This is a genomic window from Tessaracoccus massiliensis, from assembly GCF_000826065.2.
Lineage (GTDB): Bacteria > Actinomycetota > Actinomycetes > Propionibacteriales > Propionibacteriaceae > Arachnia > Arachnia massiliensis_A.
Window position 1 is genome coordinate 1 of sequence record NZ_LN623541.1, and the last position, 17,111, is coordinate 17,111.

Consider the following 17,111-nt stretch of genomic DNA (forward strand, 5'->3'; position numbering starts at 1 on the left):
ACTGGCGCTACCACGGGTTCATCACCAACAGTGACCTACCCATGATCGAGGCCGACCAACGTCACCGTGACCACGCGATCGTGGAGCAAGTCATCGCCGAGGTGAAAACCATGGCACTGAAGCATCTTCCCTCCGGGAAGTACTTCGCTAACACCGCATGGGTCGGCTACGCAGTCATCGCGTTCAACATCTCCCGCGCCGCAGCCCACGCAGCCCAGCGTCCCACCACCCGATGGCCCAGCCTGACCCGACACCTGATCACCATCCCCGCCCGGGTCACCCGATCCGCCAGACGCCTGCGGCTCCATTTACCGACCCGATGGGCCTGGAAAACCGCCCTCGACCAACTCTGGACAGCCACCAGCCCACCACTACGCGGCACTCTCTGACCACCCAGCCCCCGCAGGGCCCAACCAAAGGAACCCAGTAGAAAAGCCGGGCAGACCGGCAGATACCCCACGCCCTGACCCCACACGAACACCCACCCCTGGCCACAACCAGCCTCCAAGACCACCAACGGTGGATCCAGGCTCAGGGACCGGGTTCGAACCTGGCCTGGAAGAACCGCAGGTAGCGCGCGTCATCGTCCGCCGGGCACGGGGGGGCGTTGGTGGCTTTCCCCTGCCGCGATCCTAGAGACCTTCGCCCCCGATGGGTTCGTAATCGTCGGGATCGTAGACAGAACCGGTGCGCAGGCACCGTTCCCGGGAGTCCATCATGTCCTCCAGGATGTAGCCCAGCCACTCCACCAGGTCCACCAGGCCGGGGTTGGCGGCGACGACGGCCGACGTCGGCTCGGCCATCCGGTCGCTGCCGGCCAACTCGGCCCACCAGAACAGCCGCAGCGCCCCCAGCGTCTTGGCCCAGTCGTCGACGGCGCCCAGCCGCACGGGGATGTAGTCGCGGTAGGCGTCGATGTTGTCGACGACCGTGTGGGCCGCCGCGATGCGCGCGCGGGTCTGCGTGTGGATGGAATCGCGCCAGAACTCGTCGGCCTGCTTCGCGTCGCTCAGCGCCGCCGGGTAGAGCCGCGCCAGGCGGGGGTTGGCGAGCATGCGGTTGGTGGGGTCGTCGGCCATGTCGGCGACGATCTGCTCGAACGCATCGTCGCTGTCGGCGGGCAGGAGGCCTTCGAGGTGCTGGATGTAGAAGCGCACCATGGACGCCAGGCCGTGGTCGCGGCCGTCCGCGCCGTCGAACTCCCAGATGATGTCGGTGGGCTCCAGCGTCACGACTGCTCCATCGTGGCCCAGAGGTTGTATCCCTGCATCGCCAGCACGTCGCGCTCCATCGTCTCCCGGTTGCCGGAGGACACCACGGCCTTCCCGTCGTGGTGCACCTGCAGCATGAGTTCCTCCGCCTTCTCCAGCGGGTACTTGAAGTACTCCTGGAACACGTAGGTGACGTAGCTCATCAGGTTGACGGGGTCGTCCCACACGATGGTCACCCACGGCGAGGTGCTCTCCGGCGCCTCGGTGGGTTGCTCGATGACCTGGGCCCCTCCTGCTGGTGCTTGGCTCATGCCCCCTACTCTGCCACTACGCTGAGGCGCATGACCACCGCTCTGCTGACCGATCACTACGAGCTCACGATGGTGCAGGCCGCCCTCGAGGCGGGCACGGCCAACCGACGCAGCCTGTTCGACCTGTTCACCCGTCGCCTCCCGAGCGGTCGGCGCTACGGGGTTTCGGCGGGCCTGGGCCGCGCGATCGACGCGATCGGGAACTTCCGCTTCGGCGACGAGGAGCTGAGCTTCCTCCTGGAGAAGAAGATCATCAAGGACAACCTGGCCGAGTACCTGGCCAACTACCGGTTCAGCGGCGACATCTGGGGCTACCCGGAGGGCGAGATCTACTTCCCCGGCTCGCCCGTGCTCTCGGTGGAGGGCACCTTCGCCGAAGCCTGCCTCCTGGAGACGGTGCTGCTGAGCATCTACAACCACGATTCGGCGATCGCCGCGGCCGCATCGCGGATGACGGCGATGGCCGGGGACCGCGCCTGCGCCGAGATGGGCGCGCGTCGCACGCAGGAACACTCCGCCGTCGCCGCCGCCCGCGCCGCCTACGTGGCGGGCTTCGCCTCCACCTCGAACCTCGAGGCGGGCCGCACCTACGGCATCCCGACGATCGGTACCGCCGCGCACTCGTTCACGTTGCTGTTCGACACCGAGGAGGACGCCTTCCGCGCCCAGCTCGCGGCGCTGGGTGAGGACACCACGCTGCTGGTCGACACCTACGATGAGGAGGCCGCCATCCGCCTCGGTGTCGAACTGACGGAGGGCCGGCTGGGCTCTATCCGCCTCGACTCCGGCGACCTGGCGATCATGGCCCGCCAGGCCCGTGACCTCCTCGACGACCTGGGCGCGACGCAGACCAGGATCATGGTCACCTCGGATCTCGACGAGTGGCAGATCGCCGCGTTGCAGGGCGCCCCCGTCGACGGCTATGGCGTGGGCACCTCGCTGGTGACCGGATCCGGGCATCCCACCTGTGGGTTCGTCTACAAGCTGGTGGCCCGCGCGGAGTCGGAGGATCCGGACGCGCCGTGGGTGCCCGTGGGTAAAAAGTCCAAGGGCAAGAACACCCTCGGCGGCCGCAAGTTCGCCATGCGCCGCCTCGGCGAGAACGGGCGGGCGGAATCCGAGGTCATCGGCCTGGGCACTCCCCCGGTCAACGACGGCAACGACCGCGAACTGCTGGTGCCCATCTACGAGAAGGGCGAGCTGGTCTACCACGCCACGCTCGACGACGCGCGCCGCCGGCACGCCGAGTCCCTCGCCGAACTCCCACTGGCCGCCCGCCGCATCTCCGACGGCGACCCCGCGCTGGAGACGATCATCCTCGACGAGACCGGCGACGAGACGACCAACCCCTACCAGGCCGCCCCCGTCGTCACGAACCTCTGAGCTCGGCGGCTGTCTTCAACGTCACCTGGGGCGGGTAGAGGCCCATCACCTGCAGCGCGGCCGCGTGGTTCTCCGGCGTCGAGCCCGCGCAGCCGTCGGTGACCAGCGTGATCGTCGCGCCAGCGTCGGCGGCGGGGAGCACGGTGGAGACCACGCAGCAGTCGGTCGAGACCCCGGTCACGATCAGTTCCGCGGCCTCCCCCACCACCGGGGCCAGCACGTCCCACTTGCCGAAGGTGGGGGCGTCGAGCACTGTGGCCTCCACATCGGCGAACTCGTCGACCAGATCGAAGTAGGGGTCCTCCGCGGGGCGGTCCGCGAAGGGCCAGGCCTTCATGTACGCGTCCCAGGACCCCACTCTGGCGCCAGGCTCGAGCGGCACCCAGCGCGTGATGATCGTGCGCCCCCGGTACCGCGCGAGCAACCCGGAGATCGTCGCGGCGGCATCGCTCCACATCGGCGATCCCCAGTCGGAATCCGGATCGGCGAAGATCCGTTGCGGGTCGATGATCACCAGCCAGGGGGCGCTCATGCGCGCTCCTCCTGGCGGGCGATCGTGCCGCGGCGGGCGATCAGCGTCACCACGAAGCTCAGCACCAGCGCGATGAGCACGCCCAGGTTGGCCCACGGCCACACGCCGTCCCAGGCCTCGACACCGTCGACGACGGTGCGGGTGCCCAGGCCGAACGGCTCCAGCAGGTAACCCTGCCAGTTGGCCCACGGCGCGTCGCCGGCGAACTGGTTGATCACCAGACCCCACCCCAGGATGGTGGTGACCACCAACGTGGCGATGGAGACCCAGTCGAACGCCTTGTACCGGCCGGTCGCGTCGAACAGGGCCTGCTCGTCGTAGGGGCGCTTGCGGGTGATGATGTCGGCGATGAGGATGCCCGCCCAGGAGGCCATCGGCACGCCGAGGATCAGCAGGAAGCTCTGGAAGGGGCCGAGGAAGTTCTCCGCGAAGAACACCACGAAGATGGTGCCGATGGTCAGCAGCACGCCGTCGATGCCGGCGGCGGCGGGGCGCGGGATGCGGATGCCCAGGCTCAGCAGGGTCAGTCCGGAAGAGTAGATGCCCAGCACCGCACCCGAGACCAGCGCCAGCACCGCGGTGATCCAGAAGGGGATGAGCACCCACACCGGCAGGATCGTGGCGAGCGTGCCGATCGGGTCGTCGGCGATGCCGGCGCTGAGCTCAGGGTCCGAACCGGCCAGCAGCAGGCCGAAGAGCACCAGGATGACCGGGGCGACCGAGCCGCCGAACGTGTTCCAGAACACGATGGAGCCGTTCGACGCGTCGCGGCGCTGGTAGCGCGACCAGTCCGCGGCGATGTTGATCCAGCCCAGGCCGAAGCCGGTCATCACCATCGTCAGCGCGCCCATCAGTTGGGCGGGCGAGCCGGAGGGGATCGACTGCACGGCGGACCAGTCGATGTGGCTGAAGGTGAGGATCATGTAGACGATCGTGATGGCGCCGGTGATCCAGGTCAGCACCGATTGCAGCTTCATGATGGTGTGGTAGCCCAGCACGGAGGCCACGATGATCAGTGCGGCCACGGCGACCGCGGCGATGACCATCGTGGTGGTGCCGCCGCCCAGGCCGAGCCGGCCGAAGACCGTGGCGGTGGCCAGCACCGCCATGATCGACAGGAACGTCTCCCACCCGATCGACAGGAACCAACTGACGATGCCCGGCAGTTTCTGGCCGTGCACGCCGAACGCGGCGCGGGAGATCACCATCGTCGGCACGGAGCCGCGCTTGCCTGCGATCGCGATGATGCCGCAGAGCGCGAACGAGATGGGGATGCCGATGACCGCGACGAGGAGGCCCTGCCAGAACGAAACCTCGAAGCCGTAGATGAACGCCGCGTACCCCATGCCGAACACCGACACGTTCGCGGCGAACCAGGGCCAGAGGAGGTCGCGGGGCTTGGCGGTGCGTTCGGCCTCGTCGATGATGTCGATGCCGTTGGTCTCGATCAGGCGGGCCTTGGTGGCCGCGTCGAACCCGGTCTGCGTACTATCGGTCATTGCCGAAGTCTGGCACGCTCAGCCCCGGGCGGCCAGAAACTCGTCGATTTCGGCGGATGCGGGGGAACTGGCCGGTCCGTGCCTGGTGACCTGGATGGCGCCGGCGACGTTGGCGCGCCGGCAGGCCTCCACCCAGCCGGTGCCCCGCGCCCGCTCTGCGACGAGGACGCCGGTGTGGGCGTCGCCCGCACCGTTGGTGTCCACGGGCGTCTGCGGAAAGCCCGGGACAGTCGTCGACCGGCCCTCGCCGAACACGGCACATCCCTCCTGCCCGTCGCGGACGATCGCGACCGCGCCGTGCGCCAGCAGGGGTGCCACGGCTTCGGCCGCGGCCGCCATACCGTCGATGCCCGTGAGATCGGTGGCCTCCTCCTGGTTGGAGGTCCACACGGTGGTGCGCGCCAGCATCGCGTCGCGGGTGGCGGCGGGCAGGGTGGCGAAGACCGCTCCCGGGTCCAGAACCACCTCCACACCGTCGGGCAGCGCGGCCAGCCACTCCTCCAGCGGCACGCGGGTGGCCTCGACGAGCAGCGAGTAGCCGCTGACGCACACGAGGTCGCCGGGGCGCGGGTCGCTGCTGGCCAACCCCTCGACGGAGAGTTGCCGCTCGGCTCCCATCAGCGTGACGAACGTGCGTTCGCCCGTGGGTTCCACCAGCACCACGCACAGCGCGGTGTCGAGCCCCTCCACCGCCGGCGCGGACCAGGTGATGCCGGCCGCAGCCAACGCCGCGCGGATGAGGTCTCCGTTGGGGCCGGTGCCGATCGCTCCGGCGTGCACGCATTCGGCGCCGGACCGCGCCGCGGCCACCAGGATGTTGACCGCGCCGCCGGCCTGCTGGCTCCAGTCGGCCGCCATCACGTTCTGCCCGCGGCGGGGCAGGTCCGGAATGAGCGCCGTCGCGTCGACGAGGGCCTGGGCGGTGTGGATCACGCGAGGCATGGGCGCATCATATGCCTGATCGGGCCATGCGGCGGCGAGCCGTCGGGCGGCGCCGGGCATGTAGTCACCAACTCGGCGCACACCACTGACTCCCCCGGCCCACACAGGGCGCCAAGCTCTGTGGCGTAGATGCGTGCCGAGGTGAGGGGGCCGGGACCTCAGCCCCAGCGGGATTCCGGCTGCTGCTGGATGCCGTTCATCACCGCGGCGAGCCGGTTCGGCAGTTCAGCGGTGAAGATGTCCTCGAGGTGGATGGGATTGCCGTCCTCATCGCCCAGCGGGACACGCCAGTTGGGGTATTCGTTGATGGTGCCCGGCTGGTTCTGGGCGCGGCGCTCCCCCACCGCGTCGGTGAGGCCGGCGAGCAGCACCTTCGACGGCGTGTGCAGCAGGAACTTGTGCAGCGCCAGCATGACCTCCACCGGCTCATCCCGGTCCTCCGGGTTGAGCAGGCCGTAGTCGACCAGCTTGTTCAGCCAGTCCTCCTGCTCGCGGTGCGACGCGGCGAGTTCCTCGTCGAGGGGTTCGGTCAGCAGGCCGAGGTCGTCGCGCAGCCGCACATGGTCGCCGGCGAGGTAGCCGAGCGTGGGTGGCAGGTCGTGCGTGGTCACCGAAGCCATGCAGTATTCGCGCCAGTGGCCCGCGTCGAGCGGCTGGCCCTGGTGGTCCGCCTCGAACCAGAGCACGGAGGTGCCCAGCAGGCCGCGGCGGGAGAGGTAGTCGCGCACCCAGGGTTCGACGGTGCCGAGGTCCTCGCCGATGACGAGGGCCTGGGCGCGCTGCGCCTCCAGCGCGAGGATGCCGATCATGGCCTCGTGGTTGTTGCGCACATAGGTGCCGCCCGTGGGACCGGCGCCCTGCGGCACCCACCAGAGGCGGAACATGCCGATGATGTGGTCCACGCGGAGCCCGCCGACGCGGCGCAGCGCCGCGGCCACCATGGCGCGGAACGGCTCGTAGGCCAACTCCTCCAACTTGTCGGGGCGCCAGGGCGGCTGGCCCCAGTCCTGGCCGGACTGGTTGTACTGGTCAGGCGGCGCGCCCACACTCATGCCCTGCGCGAATACCTCCGGCATCATCCAGGTCTCGGCGCCGTGGCGGTGCACGCCGACCGCAAGATCGGTGACGATGCCCACCGGCATGCCCACCTCGTCGGCCACCGTCTGGGCCGCGGAGACCTGGGTCTGCGCGATCCACTGCAGCCACTCGAAGAACGAGACCTCGTCGGCGTGCTCCTGCGCGAACGCGGCCACCGCGGGCGACTGGGGTGACTGGAACTCGTCGGGCCAGTCGCTCCAGAACTGGCCATGGGCCCGGCTCAGCGCGCTCCACAGCGCGAAGTAGCGCAGCCCCACCCCTTCGCGGCTGCGGAAATCCTGGTAGGCGATGTGCCGGGCCGGGCGCATGCCGGCGGCATGGATGATCCGCAGCGCCTCCAGCTTCAGCGGCCACACGGCGTTGCGGTCCACGATGCCCGAGGCCTCCGCGGCCTCCTGCGCCTGCCGCAACAGCGCCTTGATCCGGCGGCGTTCCTCCTTGCCGAGGGTGGCGTACTCAGGGATGGACTCTGGGTGGATGTAGATGGGGTTGATGAACCGGCGGCTGGCCGGCAGGTAGGGCGACGGCTCGATCGGCGGGGCGGGCTCCGCCGCGTGCAGCGGGTTGATCAGCACGTAGCCGGCGAACTGCCGGGCGCCGGACCAGGTGATGAGGTCCGCCAGGTCGCCCAGGTCGCCGATGCCCCAGGAGCGGTCCGAGGTGACGGAGTACAACTGGGTCCCGTAGCCCCAGATCCGTTCACCGCGCATCTTCCCGGGGAACCCGACGAACGACGGCGTCACGATCAGCGAGGCCTCATGCGAGCCGGTGAACGAGTTGGCGATGACGCGGTGGTAGCCGGTGGGCAGGTCCGCGCCGAGCCAGAACGTGGCCTCTCCGATGTGCCCGCCGTCGACCCAACGGTCAGGGGCGTGGTTCTCCACCTGCCACGCGGGCCGGGTCTCCCCGGATTCCAGGCGGATGTAGACCTCGACGTGGGTGCCTGCCGGCACGTGCACGTTGATGTAGATCCCCTGGCCCTCTTCGGCGACGGTGCAGGCGGGCAGCGTGCGGCGCCACCGGTCGTCCTCCAGGCGGGTCAGGGCGTCATCGGCGGCCTGCGGGCTGGAGGCATCAATGTCGAAGGCCTTCAACACCTCGGTGATGGTCTCAGCGGAAATGGCCTGATGGCGGCCCTTCCAGTCCCAGAATTCCTGGGCGATACCGAACTTCTCTGCCAGCAGGGCAAGGCTGGGGTACACGTCGCTCACCGGCACGACCTTAACGGATCTTGAGGACGAGGGTCTTCGCGATCATGTCGGCCAGGGTCTGCTTGCGCGCAGTGAAGGCCGCCATGATGCCGTTGACGAGGCTGACCAGCGTGATGGCGTACAGCACCGGCGAGGCGATGGCGCGCACGATGATGGTGCCCCAACTCAGCGTGGCGTTCTCATCCGACGCCGGCACCAGGCGGGTACCCACGGCCATCATTCCGAGGGTCGCGGCCTTGGTGCGGTACATCAGGATGCGGTAGATGATCCAGATGACCGTCTGGACCATCGCCACCTGCCAGACGATCCCGGTGAGCTCAGGGCTCAGTTCCGGCGCGGGGCCGGACTGGTTCTCCGACCAGATGATCACGTCGTTGAGCCACTGCTCGATGAGGGGCATCATGCGGGCGTTGAGCCCGATCACCGAGACGACGATCCAGTTGACCACGCCGACGACGAGACCGTCGATGAAGTAGCCGAGGACGCGCCACCAGAAGCCCGCGAGCCGGGGGATGCGGCCGCTGTCGGCGGACCCGTAGCCCTGCTGCGCCCCGTAGGGCTGCTGGCCGTAGTTCTGGGCGTAGGGTTGCTGACCGTAGCCGGAATAGGGCTGCTGCTGGCCGACGTGGGGCGAGGGCGAGCCGTAGCCCGCAGGAGCGCCGGCGGACGGGGCGGGGGTCGACTGGGACCAGGCAACACCGTCCCAGAACCTCTCGCCTCCGGACCCGGCGGGATCTGGGTACCAACCGGCGGGGGGCTGCTGCGGAGTGTTCGTCATGGCTCCAAGAATGCCAGACTTCGATGAAGTTCCCGGAATACGCCCTGATGGGGGAGAATGTCCATCGGCATGGAGATGATCGGGCGTTACAGGATCACCGGACGAATCGGGTCCGGTTCTTTCGCGACGGTCTACCGCGGTCACGACGACACCCTCGACGTGCCCGTCGCTGTCAAGGTGCTGGCAGACAACTGGGCCACCAACGACGACGTGCGGGCCCGCTTCCTGGCCGAGGCCCGCCTGCTGCGTCGGCTCTCCGACGAGCGCGTGGTGCGGGTCTACGACATCGGCACCACGGACCGCGGCCAGCCCTACTTCGTGATGGACCTGGCCAACGGGGGCTCCCTGGAGCAGCTCCGCAAGCGGATGGTCGCCCCGGGGCTGGCGCTGCGGTTGTGCGCCGAGGCTGCCCGGGCGTTGGAGGTGCTGCACCGCAACCAGTTGGTGCACCGCGACATCACGCCGGGCAACATTCTGCTGAGCAACACGCCCACCGGTGTGCGCGTGATGCTGGCTGACCTGGGCGTGGCGAAATCCCTGCTCGACGAGTACCGCGACACCATGACTGCCGGCACCCCCGCCTACATGGCCCTCGAACAGGCCAATTCGACGCAGCTCGATCAGCGCTCGGACATCTACTCGTTGGCGTGCGTGGCCTATGCGCTGTTGACCGGCCGCCCGCCGTTTCCCGTCAAGACCCTCGCGGAGCTGCTCAGCCGCAACCACAACATCGGCCCGGCGGCGATCGCCGAGCAGGTGGGCGCCCCCGAACTCCTGGATCAGGTGATGGCCTCGGCGCTCTCCCCGGATCCGAACCGCCGTCCCCAGACCGCGGCCCAGTTCGCCGAGGTGTTGGACCGGCTGGCAGATCAGCTGCCCGGTGGGGAGTCCTATCAGCCGCGCCCCATCACCTCGACGACGGCGGGTACCCCGTCGGTGGGACAGCTACCCACCGCCCCTCAGCCCATCGGTGTCTTGATCAGCGGCGGCCGCCAGAGCGCCGGCAGCCTGTCCGCGCGCAGCGAAACCCCCGTCTCGATGCTGGATAACTACATCGGGCGCGGGCGCTACGCCCCGAAGAAGTCCACCGAGACGCACTCCCCCTGGTTCTACGTCTGGGTGACCGGCTCGGCCATCCTGCTGCTGGGCCTGACGATCTGGTTGACCATCTACGTGCTGACCCGCTGACCGCGCAGCGCCGCCCGTCGTAGACTGACCGCATGAGCGAACTGGCCCCCGGATCACAGACTGTTGTTGACGAGCGCACCGAGCTGTTCGAGGACGGGGATCAAGACCGCTTCTCGCACTACGTGCCCAAGGACAAGCTGATGAAGGCGATGGTCACCGGCACCCCGGTGGTGGCCCTGTGCGGGAAGGTCTGGGTGCCCACCAAGAACCCGGACAAGTTCCCCGTCTGCCCGGAGTGCAAGGAGATCTGGGAGTCGCTGCAATCCGGCAAGTGACCATCGGAGACCTTGGAGACGCCGCTGACCAAACAGATGAACAGCTTCGGCAAGCGGCTGACCCTGCTGATCCTCGTCGCCGCCGTGCTGCTCTTCCTCGCCGGCAGGTTCCTGCACGGCCAGGACCTCGAGGACCTGTTCCAAGCGGCCATCGGGTTCGCCGTCGGCGCCGTGCCGGAGGGCCTCCCCGCCATCCTCAGTATCACGCTGGCCCGCGGCGTGCAGCGCATGGCCAAGCGCAACGCCATCACCCGCAAGCTCAACTCCATCGAGACGCTGGGTTCGGTCAGTGTCATCTGCAGCGACAAGACCGGCACCCTCACCAAGAACGAGATGACGGTGCGCGCCCTCGCCACGCCCGGCCAGCGCTTCGAGGTGGACGGCGAGGGCTACGCTCCGGAGGGCGCCATCTCTCGGAGTACAACCGCTCCGCGGAGATCCCGTTCAACTCGGACAACAAGTTCATGGCCGTCGTCGCGGGAGCCGACGACGGCGAACGCGTCTACCTGAAGGGCGCCCCCGGCCGCGTGCTGGAGATGTGCAGCACGCAGGGCACGCTCGACGACCACGAGGAGCTCGACCGGGACCGCTGGGAGGAGCTCATCGACGAGCTGAGCAACGAGGGCCTGCGTGTGCTCGCCGCCGCTGTCCGCGAGGGCGACTCCCTCGACGAGGACGACCCCGGGATGGGCGGCACCACGCTGGCGATCTTCCTCAGCCTGTACGACGGCAGCAACATCGAGGTGGCGCGCACCATGACCGTCAACGTGCTGGTGCTGGTCCAGGCGTTCTACCTGTTCAACGTGCGCGTGCTGAACGGCTCGGTGCTGCGCCCATCAGTGCTGTTCAGCAACTGGGTGGCCTGGGCGTCGGTGGGCGCCCTGGTGGCCTTCCAGTGGGCGTGGGCCTAGGCATCCTGCTGATCGTCGAGGCGGAGAAGACCATCATGCTCAAGCTCCGCAGCCGGTGACGGCTAGCCTGACTCCTGGCCATCCACCTCCGGTGCCTCGCGGCGCTGCACCTCGAGGGTGAGCTCCGCCGCGGCGCTGCCGAGGCCGGCCACCGCGGTGAGGATGGGCGCGAAGACCAAACCTGCGCCCACTCCGATGACGCTCCACGTGACCGGGATGGCCAGCAGTTCCTTCCCGGACTTGGAGCGGATCGTGACGCGCTCGACGCTGGGGTCCGAGAGGATCTGCTTGACGGTGTCGGCCAGGTTGATTCCGGCGACGGTCAGTTTCTCCGTGAAGGTCTTCTTGGTCATGCCTCGACGATAGCCGCCCCGGCGGTCAGTAGCGGTAGTACTCCGACTTGTAGGGACCCTCGACGGGGATGCCCAGGTAGTCTGCCTGGGCCTGCGTGAGCTCGGTGAGCCGGACGCCCAGCGCGTCGAGGTGGAGGCGGGCCACCTCCTCGTCGAGGTGCTTGGGCAGCACGTAGACGTCGACCGGGTACTCCTCCGGCTTGGTGAACAGCTCGATCTGGGCCAGCACCTGGTTGGTGAACGAGTTGCTCATCACGAACGACGGGTGGCCGGTGGCGTTGCCGAGGTTCAGCAGGCGCCCCTCGCTCAACACGAGGATGGAGTGCCCGTCCGCGAAGCGCCACTCGTGGACCTGCGGCTTGATCTCGATCTTCTCGACGTCCGTGCGGGCCTCGAGGCCCGCCATGTCGATCTCGTTGTCGAAGTGGCCGATGTTGCCGACGATGGCCTGGTGCTTCATCCTGGCCATCTGCTCGTGTGTGATGACGTCGAAGCAGCCGGTGGCGGTGACGAAGATGTCCGCAACCTCCACCACGTCGTCGAGTGTGGCCACCTGGTAGCCGTCCATCGCGGCCTGCAGAGCACAGATGGGGTCGACCTCGGTGACGATCACACGGGCCCCCTGCCCGCGCAGGGATTCCGCGCAGCCCTTGCCGACGTCGCCGTAGCCGCACACGACGGCGACCTTGCCGCCGATCAGCACGTCCGTGGCCCGGTTGATACCGTCGATCAGGGAGTGGCGGCAGCCGTACTTGTTGTCGAACTTGGATTTGGTCACCGAGTCGTTGACGTTGATCGCGGGGAACAGCAGCGTGCCGTTCTTCGCCATCTCGTAGAGGCGGTGGACGCCGGTGGTGGTCTCCTCCGTCACGCCTTGGATGGACTGGGCCAGCGCCACCCAGTCGACGGTGCCGTGGGCGTCGCGGAGGGTCTGCTTGACGACGCGGAACTCGTGGGAGTCGCCGTCATCATCGGCGGGCACTTCGCCGGCGCGTTGGGCGTCGACGCCCTGGTGGACGAGGAGGGTGGCGTCGCCACCGTCGTCGAGGATCATGTTGGGCAGCTGCCCCCCGGGCCAGTCGAGGATCTGGCGGGTGCACCACCAGTACTCCTCCAGGGTCTCGCCCTTCCACGCGAAGACGGGCACGCCCTTCGGGTCCTCCGGGGTCCCGTCGGGGCCCACCGCGATAGCCGCGGCCGCATGGTCCTGAGTGGAGAAGATGTTGCAGGAGGCCCAGCGCACCTCGGCGCCCAGCGCGACGAGGGTCTCGATGAGCACCGCGGTCTGCACGGTCATGTGCAACGACCCGGCGACGCGGGCCCCCTTGAGCGGCTTGGAGTCGCCGTAGCGCTCCCGCATCGCCATGAGGCCGGGCATCTCATGCTCGGCCAGGGTGATCTCCTTGCGCCCGAACTCGGCCAGGGACAGGTCTGCTACGCGATAATCCACAGCGCCGAGTCTACCGTCTGGTCGCTCCCTGAGCGTCGGCAGCACCCGCTCCCTCAGTGCGCGACGTTCAGAGGCTGGCGGCGACGTGGGCGAGCGCGAGGTCGTAGCCACCCACGCCGCAGCCGACGATGATGCCCGCGGCCTTCGCCGACAGCACGCTCTTCGAGCGGAACTCCTCGCGCGCGTGCACGTTGGAGATGTGCACCTCCACGTAGGTGGTCAGAGCGGCGGCGTCGGCGACCGCGTAGGAGTAATGCGTCCACGCCCCGGCGTTGAGGACGACGGGGATCTCACCGTCGGCGGCCTCGTGCAGCCACTCGATCAACTGGCCCTCAAGCTCCGTCTGACGCACCTCGACATCGAGGTCCATCCCCTGACCCGTCTCGACGAGGTGTTCGGCCAGGGCCTCGTAGGTGACGCCGCCGCCGTAGATCTCCGGCTGGCGCGTGCCGAGCCGGCCGATGTTGGGGCCGTTGAGGACGAGCACCTTACGCATCGGTGAGGCCGATCTCGAGGTATGCGGCGCCGTAGAGCCCCTTCAGCAGCAAGGTGATGTAGCGCTCCACGTCCGTGGCGCCCAGGTCTGAATCGCCCGACGAGATGCGGGCGACGCGCAGGCCGCGTGACTCGGCCACATCGGCCAGATCCATCGCCACACCACTCAGGCGATCCGGCAGCTTGTCGTCGTCGAGCATCACCAGGACGGGCTGGGTCTGGGACTCGCCGTCGAACGGGTCGGCGAACGGGTCGCAGGCCTCCGCTGCGGTGAGCAGCGTGCGGATCTCGTTGGCGTCTGCCGCCAGCGCGGGGCGGCCGCAGGCGCGGCGCACGGCCTCCGCAATGCGGCGCGACGCGCGGGCCGCGAGGGTGGTGCCGCCCCAGATCAGCGGCAGCCTGTCGGCCAGCGCGAGGGCGAGTTCCTTGCCGGGGTTCTCCGACAGGTCACGGCCCGGCGCGCACGATTCGGCCACCAGGTCCGCCGCGTCCGCGACGTGTTCCGGATGGACGACAGGGCCCAAACCCAGCGCCCCCAACTGCGCCAGGATGGCCACCGCGGCGGCCACCGGGTCGTCCTCCAGCAGCGGGATGAGCGTGGTCGACGACGAGGCGGTCACCTGCGCCAGTTCCGAGTCCTCCGGAGCGGCGACGATGAGCGTGGCGCCGCGACGGTTGGCCTCCGCGGCGCACTGGACCACCCAGGCGGGCGTGTGCACGCCGCCGAGGATGACCGCGAAGTCGAGCGGCCCCACCCAGGCGGGCAGGCCGGGGCCGGGCCACGCCATGAACGGCACGGGGCAGGCGGGCTCCAGCACGGCGCGCACCAGGCGCGACTCCGCGCCCATCGCCAGCACGCCGCGGGGTCGCTCCAGCTGCTCCAAGTGGCCGTGCGGCTCAGACAGCGCGGCGCGACGGATGCGGGCACCCGCCGTGGCGAGGTTGCGCAGGCCCTCATGCTGCTCGAGATCGGCAGCCTCGAGGCGCGCGTCGTCGAACTGCGGGCCGTTCACTGCGTGCTGCGCGCCTGGTCGATGAGCAGCACCGGGATCCCGTCGCGCACGGGGTAGGCCAGCGCACAGTCGTTGTTGGTGCACACCAGTTCCTGCTCGTCGTAGTCGACGGCGAACTTCGCGTGACACGACGGGCATGCGGCGATCGCCAGGAACTCGGGCGACAGATCGAGAGTTTCGGCCATATTTCCTCCTCGGGGTGGATTCAGCTTAGCCGCCCGGAACTCAATGCCTCACGAGAGCGAGGACCTCGTCGCGGAGGGAACACATCTTCTCCTCAGTGCGGGCCTCCACATTGAGCCGCAGCAGCGGCTCGGTGTTACTGGGGCGCAGGTTGATCCACCAGCCCTCGGCGGGGTTGCGCACGCTCAACCCGTCGAGCCTGTCCGCCTCTCCCCTACCTGCGAACGCCTCGGCCACCTTGTCCATGCAGGCCTGCGCGTCGTCGACGGTGGAGTTCAGCTCACCGGAACGGATGTAGGAGTCGTACACCGACGCCAACTCGGACAGCGGCTGCCCCGAGACCCGCAGGAGTTCCAGGACGTGCAGCGCGGCCAACATGCCCGTGTCGGCGGACCAGAACTCGCGGAAGTAGTAGTGCGCCGAGTGTTCGCCACCGAACACGGCGCCCGTCTCGGCCATCAGCGCCTTGACGTAGGTGTGCCCCACGCGTGACTGGCGGATGGTGCCGCCGGCCTTCTCCACGGCCTCGGCCACGCTCCAGGAGGTGATGGTGTTGGTCACGATGGTGGAGCCGGGGTGCTTGTCGAGCTCCGCCACGGCGATCATCGCGGTGATGACCGACGGGTCCACCACGTCGCCGCGCTCGTCGATGATGAAGCAGCGGTCGGCGTCGCCGTCGAAGACCAGGCCGAGATCGGCGTCGTGTTCCCGCACGGCGCGCTGCGCGTCGACGAGATTCTCGGGCTCCAGCGGGTTGGCCGGGTGGTTGGGGAACGTGCCGTCCAGCTCCAGGTAGAGACCCACGATGTCCAGCGAGCGTCCGGCCAGCGCGGTCAGCGCCGTGTGCCCGGCCATGCCGTTGCCGGCGTCGACCACCACGGTCAGCTCACGCGCACCGGCCTGCGGCACCAGCTCGGAGAGCTTGTCGGCGTAATCCTCGAGGAGGTCCAGTTCGCGTAGCTCGCCCTGCACCTCGGCGCCCAGCTCGACGGTCGCGGCCGCGTCGCGCAGCCTGGTCATGAAATCCGGCGGCACCGGCTTGGCGTCGGCCAGGCAGAACTTGATGCCGTTGTACTCGGCGGGGTTGTGGCTGGCCGTCAACTGCACCCCCGGCAGCCCCAGATGGCCCGACGCGAACCACAGCTGATCGGTGGAACTGAGGCCGATGTCGACGACGGAGGCGCCGGCGCGGCGGGCACCGTCGATGAACGCCCAGGACAGTTCACGGCCGAGTGCCCTCATGTCGCGGCCGAGGACGAACTCGCCCGGCCCCATCAGCTCGACGAAGGCGGCGCCCAGGGCACGCGCGCCGTCGAGGTCCCATTGCGGATCGTCGCCTACGACGATGCCCCGGATGTCGTTGGCCTTGAAGATCTCCTGCTCTAGCACCGGCCCAGACTAGCGAACCGGGTCACTCCCCCGTCGGAACCAGCCTGAGATGTCCACCGCGGCCGGTTTCCGGGCCCCCATCGGCAGCGGGCATTCCGAGTGCGGGGGGCGGGGTGGCGTCGTCATGGCGCAACCCGATGGCGCGCACGGCGTCCGCCAGGGCCATGAGGTCGTCGGTCTCCCCCTGAGGGGTGGGCGGCGGAGCGCCGCTGAGCGGGAGCCGGATGATCTCCCAGCCCACCGGCGGGCTGGTGCGCTCGGCGTGCCGCATGCACAGGTCGTAGGTGCCGGGCTCGTCCACGAGCGCGAGGGGCCCGAGCACCGCGGTGGAGTCTGCATAGACGTACGTCAGAGTCGCCACGGCGGGCGCGACGCACGCGGTACGGGAACAGGATCGCACCCGAGCAAGGTATCCCACGCGCCACTACAGTGGCGGTATGCCACGCAGACGAGACCGACATGACCGCGGGATGCGCGGCCCGCTGGCGGCGCCCAACCCGTTCACGGGCAGGCCGGTGCCGATAGGGCGCCCCTCTCGGGTGGAGTACTTCAACGACTGCGTCACCTCGGCCATGGCAGACATCGCCGACGCCTGCCCCGATGCGCTCAACGGCATCGTGGTGGGCGTCGAGGACGTCCCCCACCTGCAGGGCGGCTGGACCGGGGATCGCGTGCCGCTGTCGGCCGGCGTCGACGCCAGCCGGGGCCGCAAGGCCCAAGTCGTGATTTACCAACGTCCCCTTGAACACCGCTCCTCCTCCCGAAGCCAACTGCGTCGTCTGGTGCACCGCACCATCGTCGAGCAGCTCAGCACGCTCACCGGCCGCAGCATCGACGAGTTGGGCGGGGACGACGACTGGGGCGAGTGGGAGTAGGCCTCCCCCGGCGG

Annotated in this window: 20 protein-coding genes and 1 pseudogene; 7 read left to right on the plus strand and 14 right to left on the minus strand. The window is 69.0% G+C overall.

All coding sequences use genetic code 11. The features are described 5' to 3' along the window. Positions 1 to 389, plus strand: a pseudogene (locus BN1186_RS04185) (IS1380 family transposase); the annotation flags it as partial. Positions 390 to 632: 243 nt separating this feature from the next. Here the strand turns inward: BN1186_RS04185 and BN1186_RS04190 are convergent. Next, entirely contained in the window at positions 633 to 1,232 is a 600-nt protein-coding gene (locus tag BN1186_RS04190) for a DUF2017 family protein (RefSeq protein WP_040282831.1), read from the minus strand. Beyond that, on the minus strand, positions 1,229 to 1,522 hold the full coding sequence (gene clpS, locus BN1186_RS04195; protein ID WP_040282833.1) for an ATP-dependent Clp protease adapter ClpS: 294 nt from the start codon (positions 1,520 to 1,522) through the stop codon (positions 1,229 to 1,231). Before clpS ends, BN1186_RS04190 begins: the two co-directional genes overlap by 4 nt. A 21-nt stretch (positions 1,523 to 1,543) precedes the next feature. On the opposite strand from clpS, the gene BN1186_RS04200 reads away from it, so the two are divergent. Further along, entirely contained in the window at positions 1,544 to 2,905 is a 1,362-nt protein-coding gene (locus BN1186_RS04200) for a nicotinate phosphoribosyltransferase (RefSeq protein ID WP_281278444.1), read from the plus strand. On the opposite strand, the gene BN1186_RS04205 is transcribed toward BN1186_RS04200, so the two are convergent. From BN1186_RS04205 to BN1186_RS04225, 5 genes are all read right to left on the minus strand, one after another. After that, positions 2,892 to 3,437, minus strand: a complete 546-nt coding sequence (locus BN1186_RS04205) for a cysteine hydrolase family protein (protein ID WP_040282836.1) — start codon at positions 3,435 to 3,437, stop codon at positions 2,892 to 2,894. The two genes, BN1186_RS04200 and BN1186_RS04205, sit on opposite strands and share 14 nt — an antisense overlap. Further along, positions 3,434 to 4,936, minus strand: coding sequence for a purine-cytosine permease family protein (locus BN1186_RS04210; RefSeq protein ID WP_040282837.1), 1,503 nt, complete (start codon positions 4,934 to 4,936; stop codon positions 3,434 to 3,436). The genes BN1186_RS04205 and BN1186_RS04210 overlap by 4 nt, the downstream gene beginning before the upstream one ends. Before the next feature lie 18 nt (positions 4,937 to 4,954). Continuing rightward, on the minus strand, positions 4,955 to 5,878 hold the full coding sequence (locus BN1186_RS04215; protein ID WP_040282917.1) for a PfkB family carbohydrate kinase: 924 nt from the start codon (positions 5,876 to 5,878) through the stop codon (positions 4,955 to 4,957). 158 nt (positions 5,879 to 6,036) lie between these two features. Then, the gene (gene malQ, locus BN1186_RS04220; RefSeq protein ID WP_040282918.1) at positions 6,037 to 8,187 is read right to left on the minus strand and encodes a 4-alpha-glucanotransferase; all 2,151 of its coding nucleotides are present in this window, start codon (positions 8,185 to 8,187) and stop codon (positions 6,037 to 6,039) included. A 10-nt stretch (positions 8,188 to 8,197) separates the two neighbouring features. Beyond that, positions 8,198 to 8,965 (minus strand): RDD family protein, encoded by a 768-nt coding sequence (locus BN1186_RS04225; protein ID WP_052459774.1) that lies wholly within the window; start codon positions 8,963 to 8,965, stop codon positions 8,198 to 8,200. Between the two features lie 69 nt (positions 8,966 to 9,034). Here BN1186_RS04225 and BN1186_RS04230 point away from each other — a divergent pair, with 69 nt between their 5' ends. The 4 genes from BN1186_RS04230 to BN1186_RS15705 are packed head-to-tail and all read left to right on the plus strand — an operon-like array spanning position 9,035 to position 11,339. Further along, positions 9,035 to 10,153: a serine/threonine-protein kinase gene (locus tag BN1186_RS04230; protein ID WP_180349015.1), complete on the plus strand. Its 1,119-nt coding sequence runs from the start codon at positions 9,035 to 9,037 to the stop codon at positions 10,151 to 10,153. Positions 10,154 to 10,185: 32 nt separating this feature from the next. Further along, on the plus strand, positions 10,186 to 10,428 hold the full coding sequence (locus tag BN1186_RS04235) for a DUF3039 domain-containing protein (protein ID WP_180349016.1): 243 nt from the start codon (positions 10,186 to 10,188) through the stop codon (positions 10,426 to 10,428). Between the two features lie 12 nt (positions 10,429 to 10,440). Then, positions 10,441 to 10,938 carry an HAD-IC family P-type ATPase gene (locus BN1186_RS15700; protein WP_281278435.1) on the plus strand — a complete coding sequence of 166 codons (498 nt, stop codon included), beginning with the start codon at positions 10,441 to 10,443 and terminating at the stop codon, positions 10,936 to 10,938. Then, positions 10,893 to 11,339 carry a cation transporting ATPase C-terminal domain-containing protein gene (locus BN1186_RS15705; RefSeq protein WP_040282839.1) on the plus strand — a complete coding sequence of 149 codons (447 nt, stop codon included), beginning with the start codon at positions 10,893 to 10,895 and terminating at the stop codon, positions 11,337 to 11,339. Before BN1186_RS15700 ends, BN1186_RS15705 begins: the two co-directional genes overlap by 46 nt. Before the next feature lie 62 nt (positions 11,340 to 11,401). Here BN1186_RS15705 and BN1186_RS04245 read toward each other — a convergent pair whose 3' ends face one another. The 7 genes from BN1186_RS04245 to BN1186_RS04275 all read right to left on the minus strand — a co-directional run bounded on the left by BN1186_RS04245 (position 11,402) and on the right by BN1186_RS04275 (position 16,640). Then, the gene (locus tag BN1186_RS04245; protein WP_052459776.1) at positions 11,402 to 11,692 is read right to left on the minus strand and encodes a DUF4342 domain-containing protein; all 291 of its coding nucleotides are present in this window, start codon (positions 11,690 to 11,692) and stop codon (positions 11,402 to 11,404) included. Between the two features lie 25 nt (positions 11,693 to 11,717). Next, positions 11,718 to 13,142, minus strand: coding sequence for an adenosylhomocysteinase (gene ahcY, locus BN1186_RS04250; RefSeq protein WP_040282841.1), 1,425 nt, complete (start codon positions 13,140 to 13,142; stop codon positions 11,718 to 11,720). Between the two features lie 67 nt (positions 13,143 to 13,209). Next, on the minus strand, positions 13,210 to 13,638 hold the full coding sequence (locus BN1186_RS04255) for a type II 3-dehydroquinate dehydratase (RefSeq protein ID WP_040282842.1): 429 nt from the start codon (positions 13,636 to 13,638) through the stop codon (positions 13,210 to 13,212). Continuing rightward, positions 13,631 to 14,650 (minus strand): SIS domain-containing protein, encoded by a 1,020-nt coding sequence (locus tag BN1186_RS04260; RefSeq protein ID WP_040282844.1) that lies wholly within the window; start codon positions 14,648 to 14,650, stop codon positions 13,631 to 13,633. Before BN1186_RS04260 ends, BN1186_RS04255 begins: the two co-directional genes overlap by 8 nt. After that, positions 14,647 to 14,835 carry a Trm112 family protein gene (locus BN1186_RS04265; protein ID WP_040282846.1) on the minus strand — a complete coding sequence of 63 codons (189 nt, stop codon included), beginning with the start codon at positions 14,833 to 14,835 and terminating at the stop codon, positions 14,647 to 14,649. Before BN1186_RS04265 ends, BN1186_RS04260 begins: the two co-directional genes overlap by 4 nt. A 40-nt stretch (positions 14,836 to 14,875) precedes the next feature. Then, entirely contained in the window at positions 14,876 to 16,222 is a 1,347-nt protein-coding gene (locus tag BN1186_RS04270; protein ID WP_040282848.1) for a phosphohexomutase domain-containing protein, read from the minus strand. Positions 16,223 to 16,244: 22 nt separating this feature from the next. Next, positions 16,245 to 16,640, minus strand: a complete 396-nt coding sequence (locus BN1186_RS04275; RefSeq protein WP_040282850.1) for a DUF3499 domain-containing protein — start codon at positions 16,638 to 16,640, stop codon at positions 16,245 to 16,247. Between the two features lie 19 nt (positions 16,641 to 16,659). On the opposite strand from BN1186_RS04275, the gene BN1186_RS04280 reads away from it, so the two are divergent. Further along, positions 16,660 to 17,097 carry a metallopeptidase family protein gene (locus BN1186_RS04280; RefSeq protein ID WP_040282852.1) on the plus strand — a complete coding sequence of 146 codons (438 nt, stop codon included), beginning with the start codon at positions 16,660 to 16,662 and terminating at the stop codon, positions 17,095 to 17,097. The last annotated feature ends 14 nt before the right edge of the window (positions 17,098 to 17,111 follow it).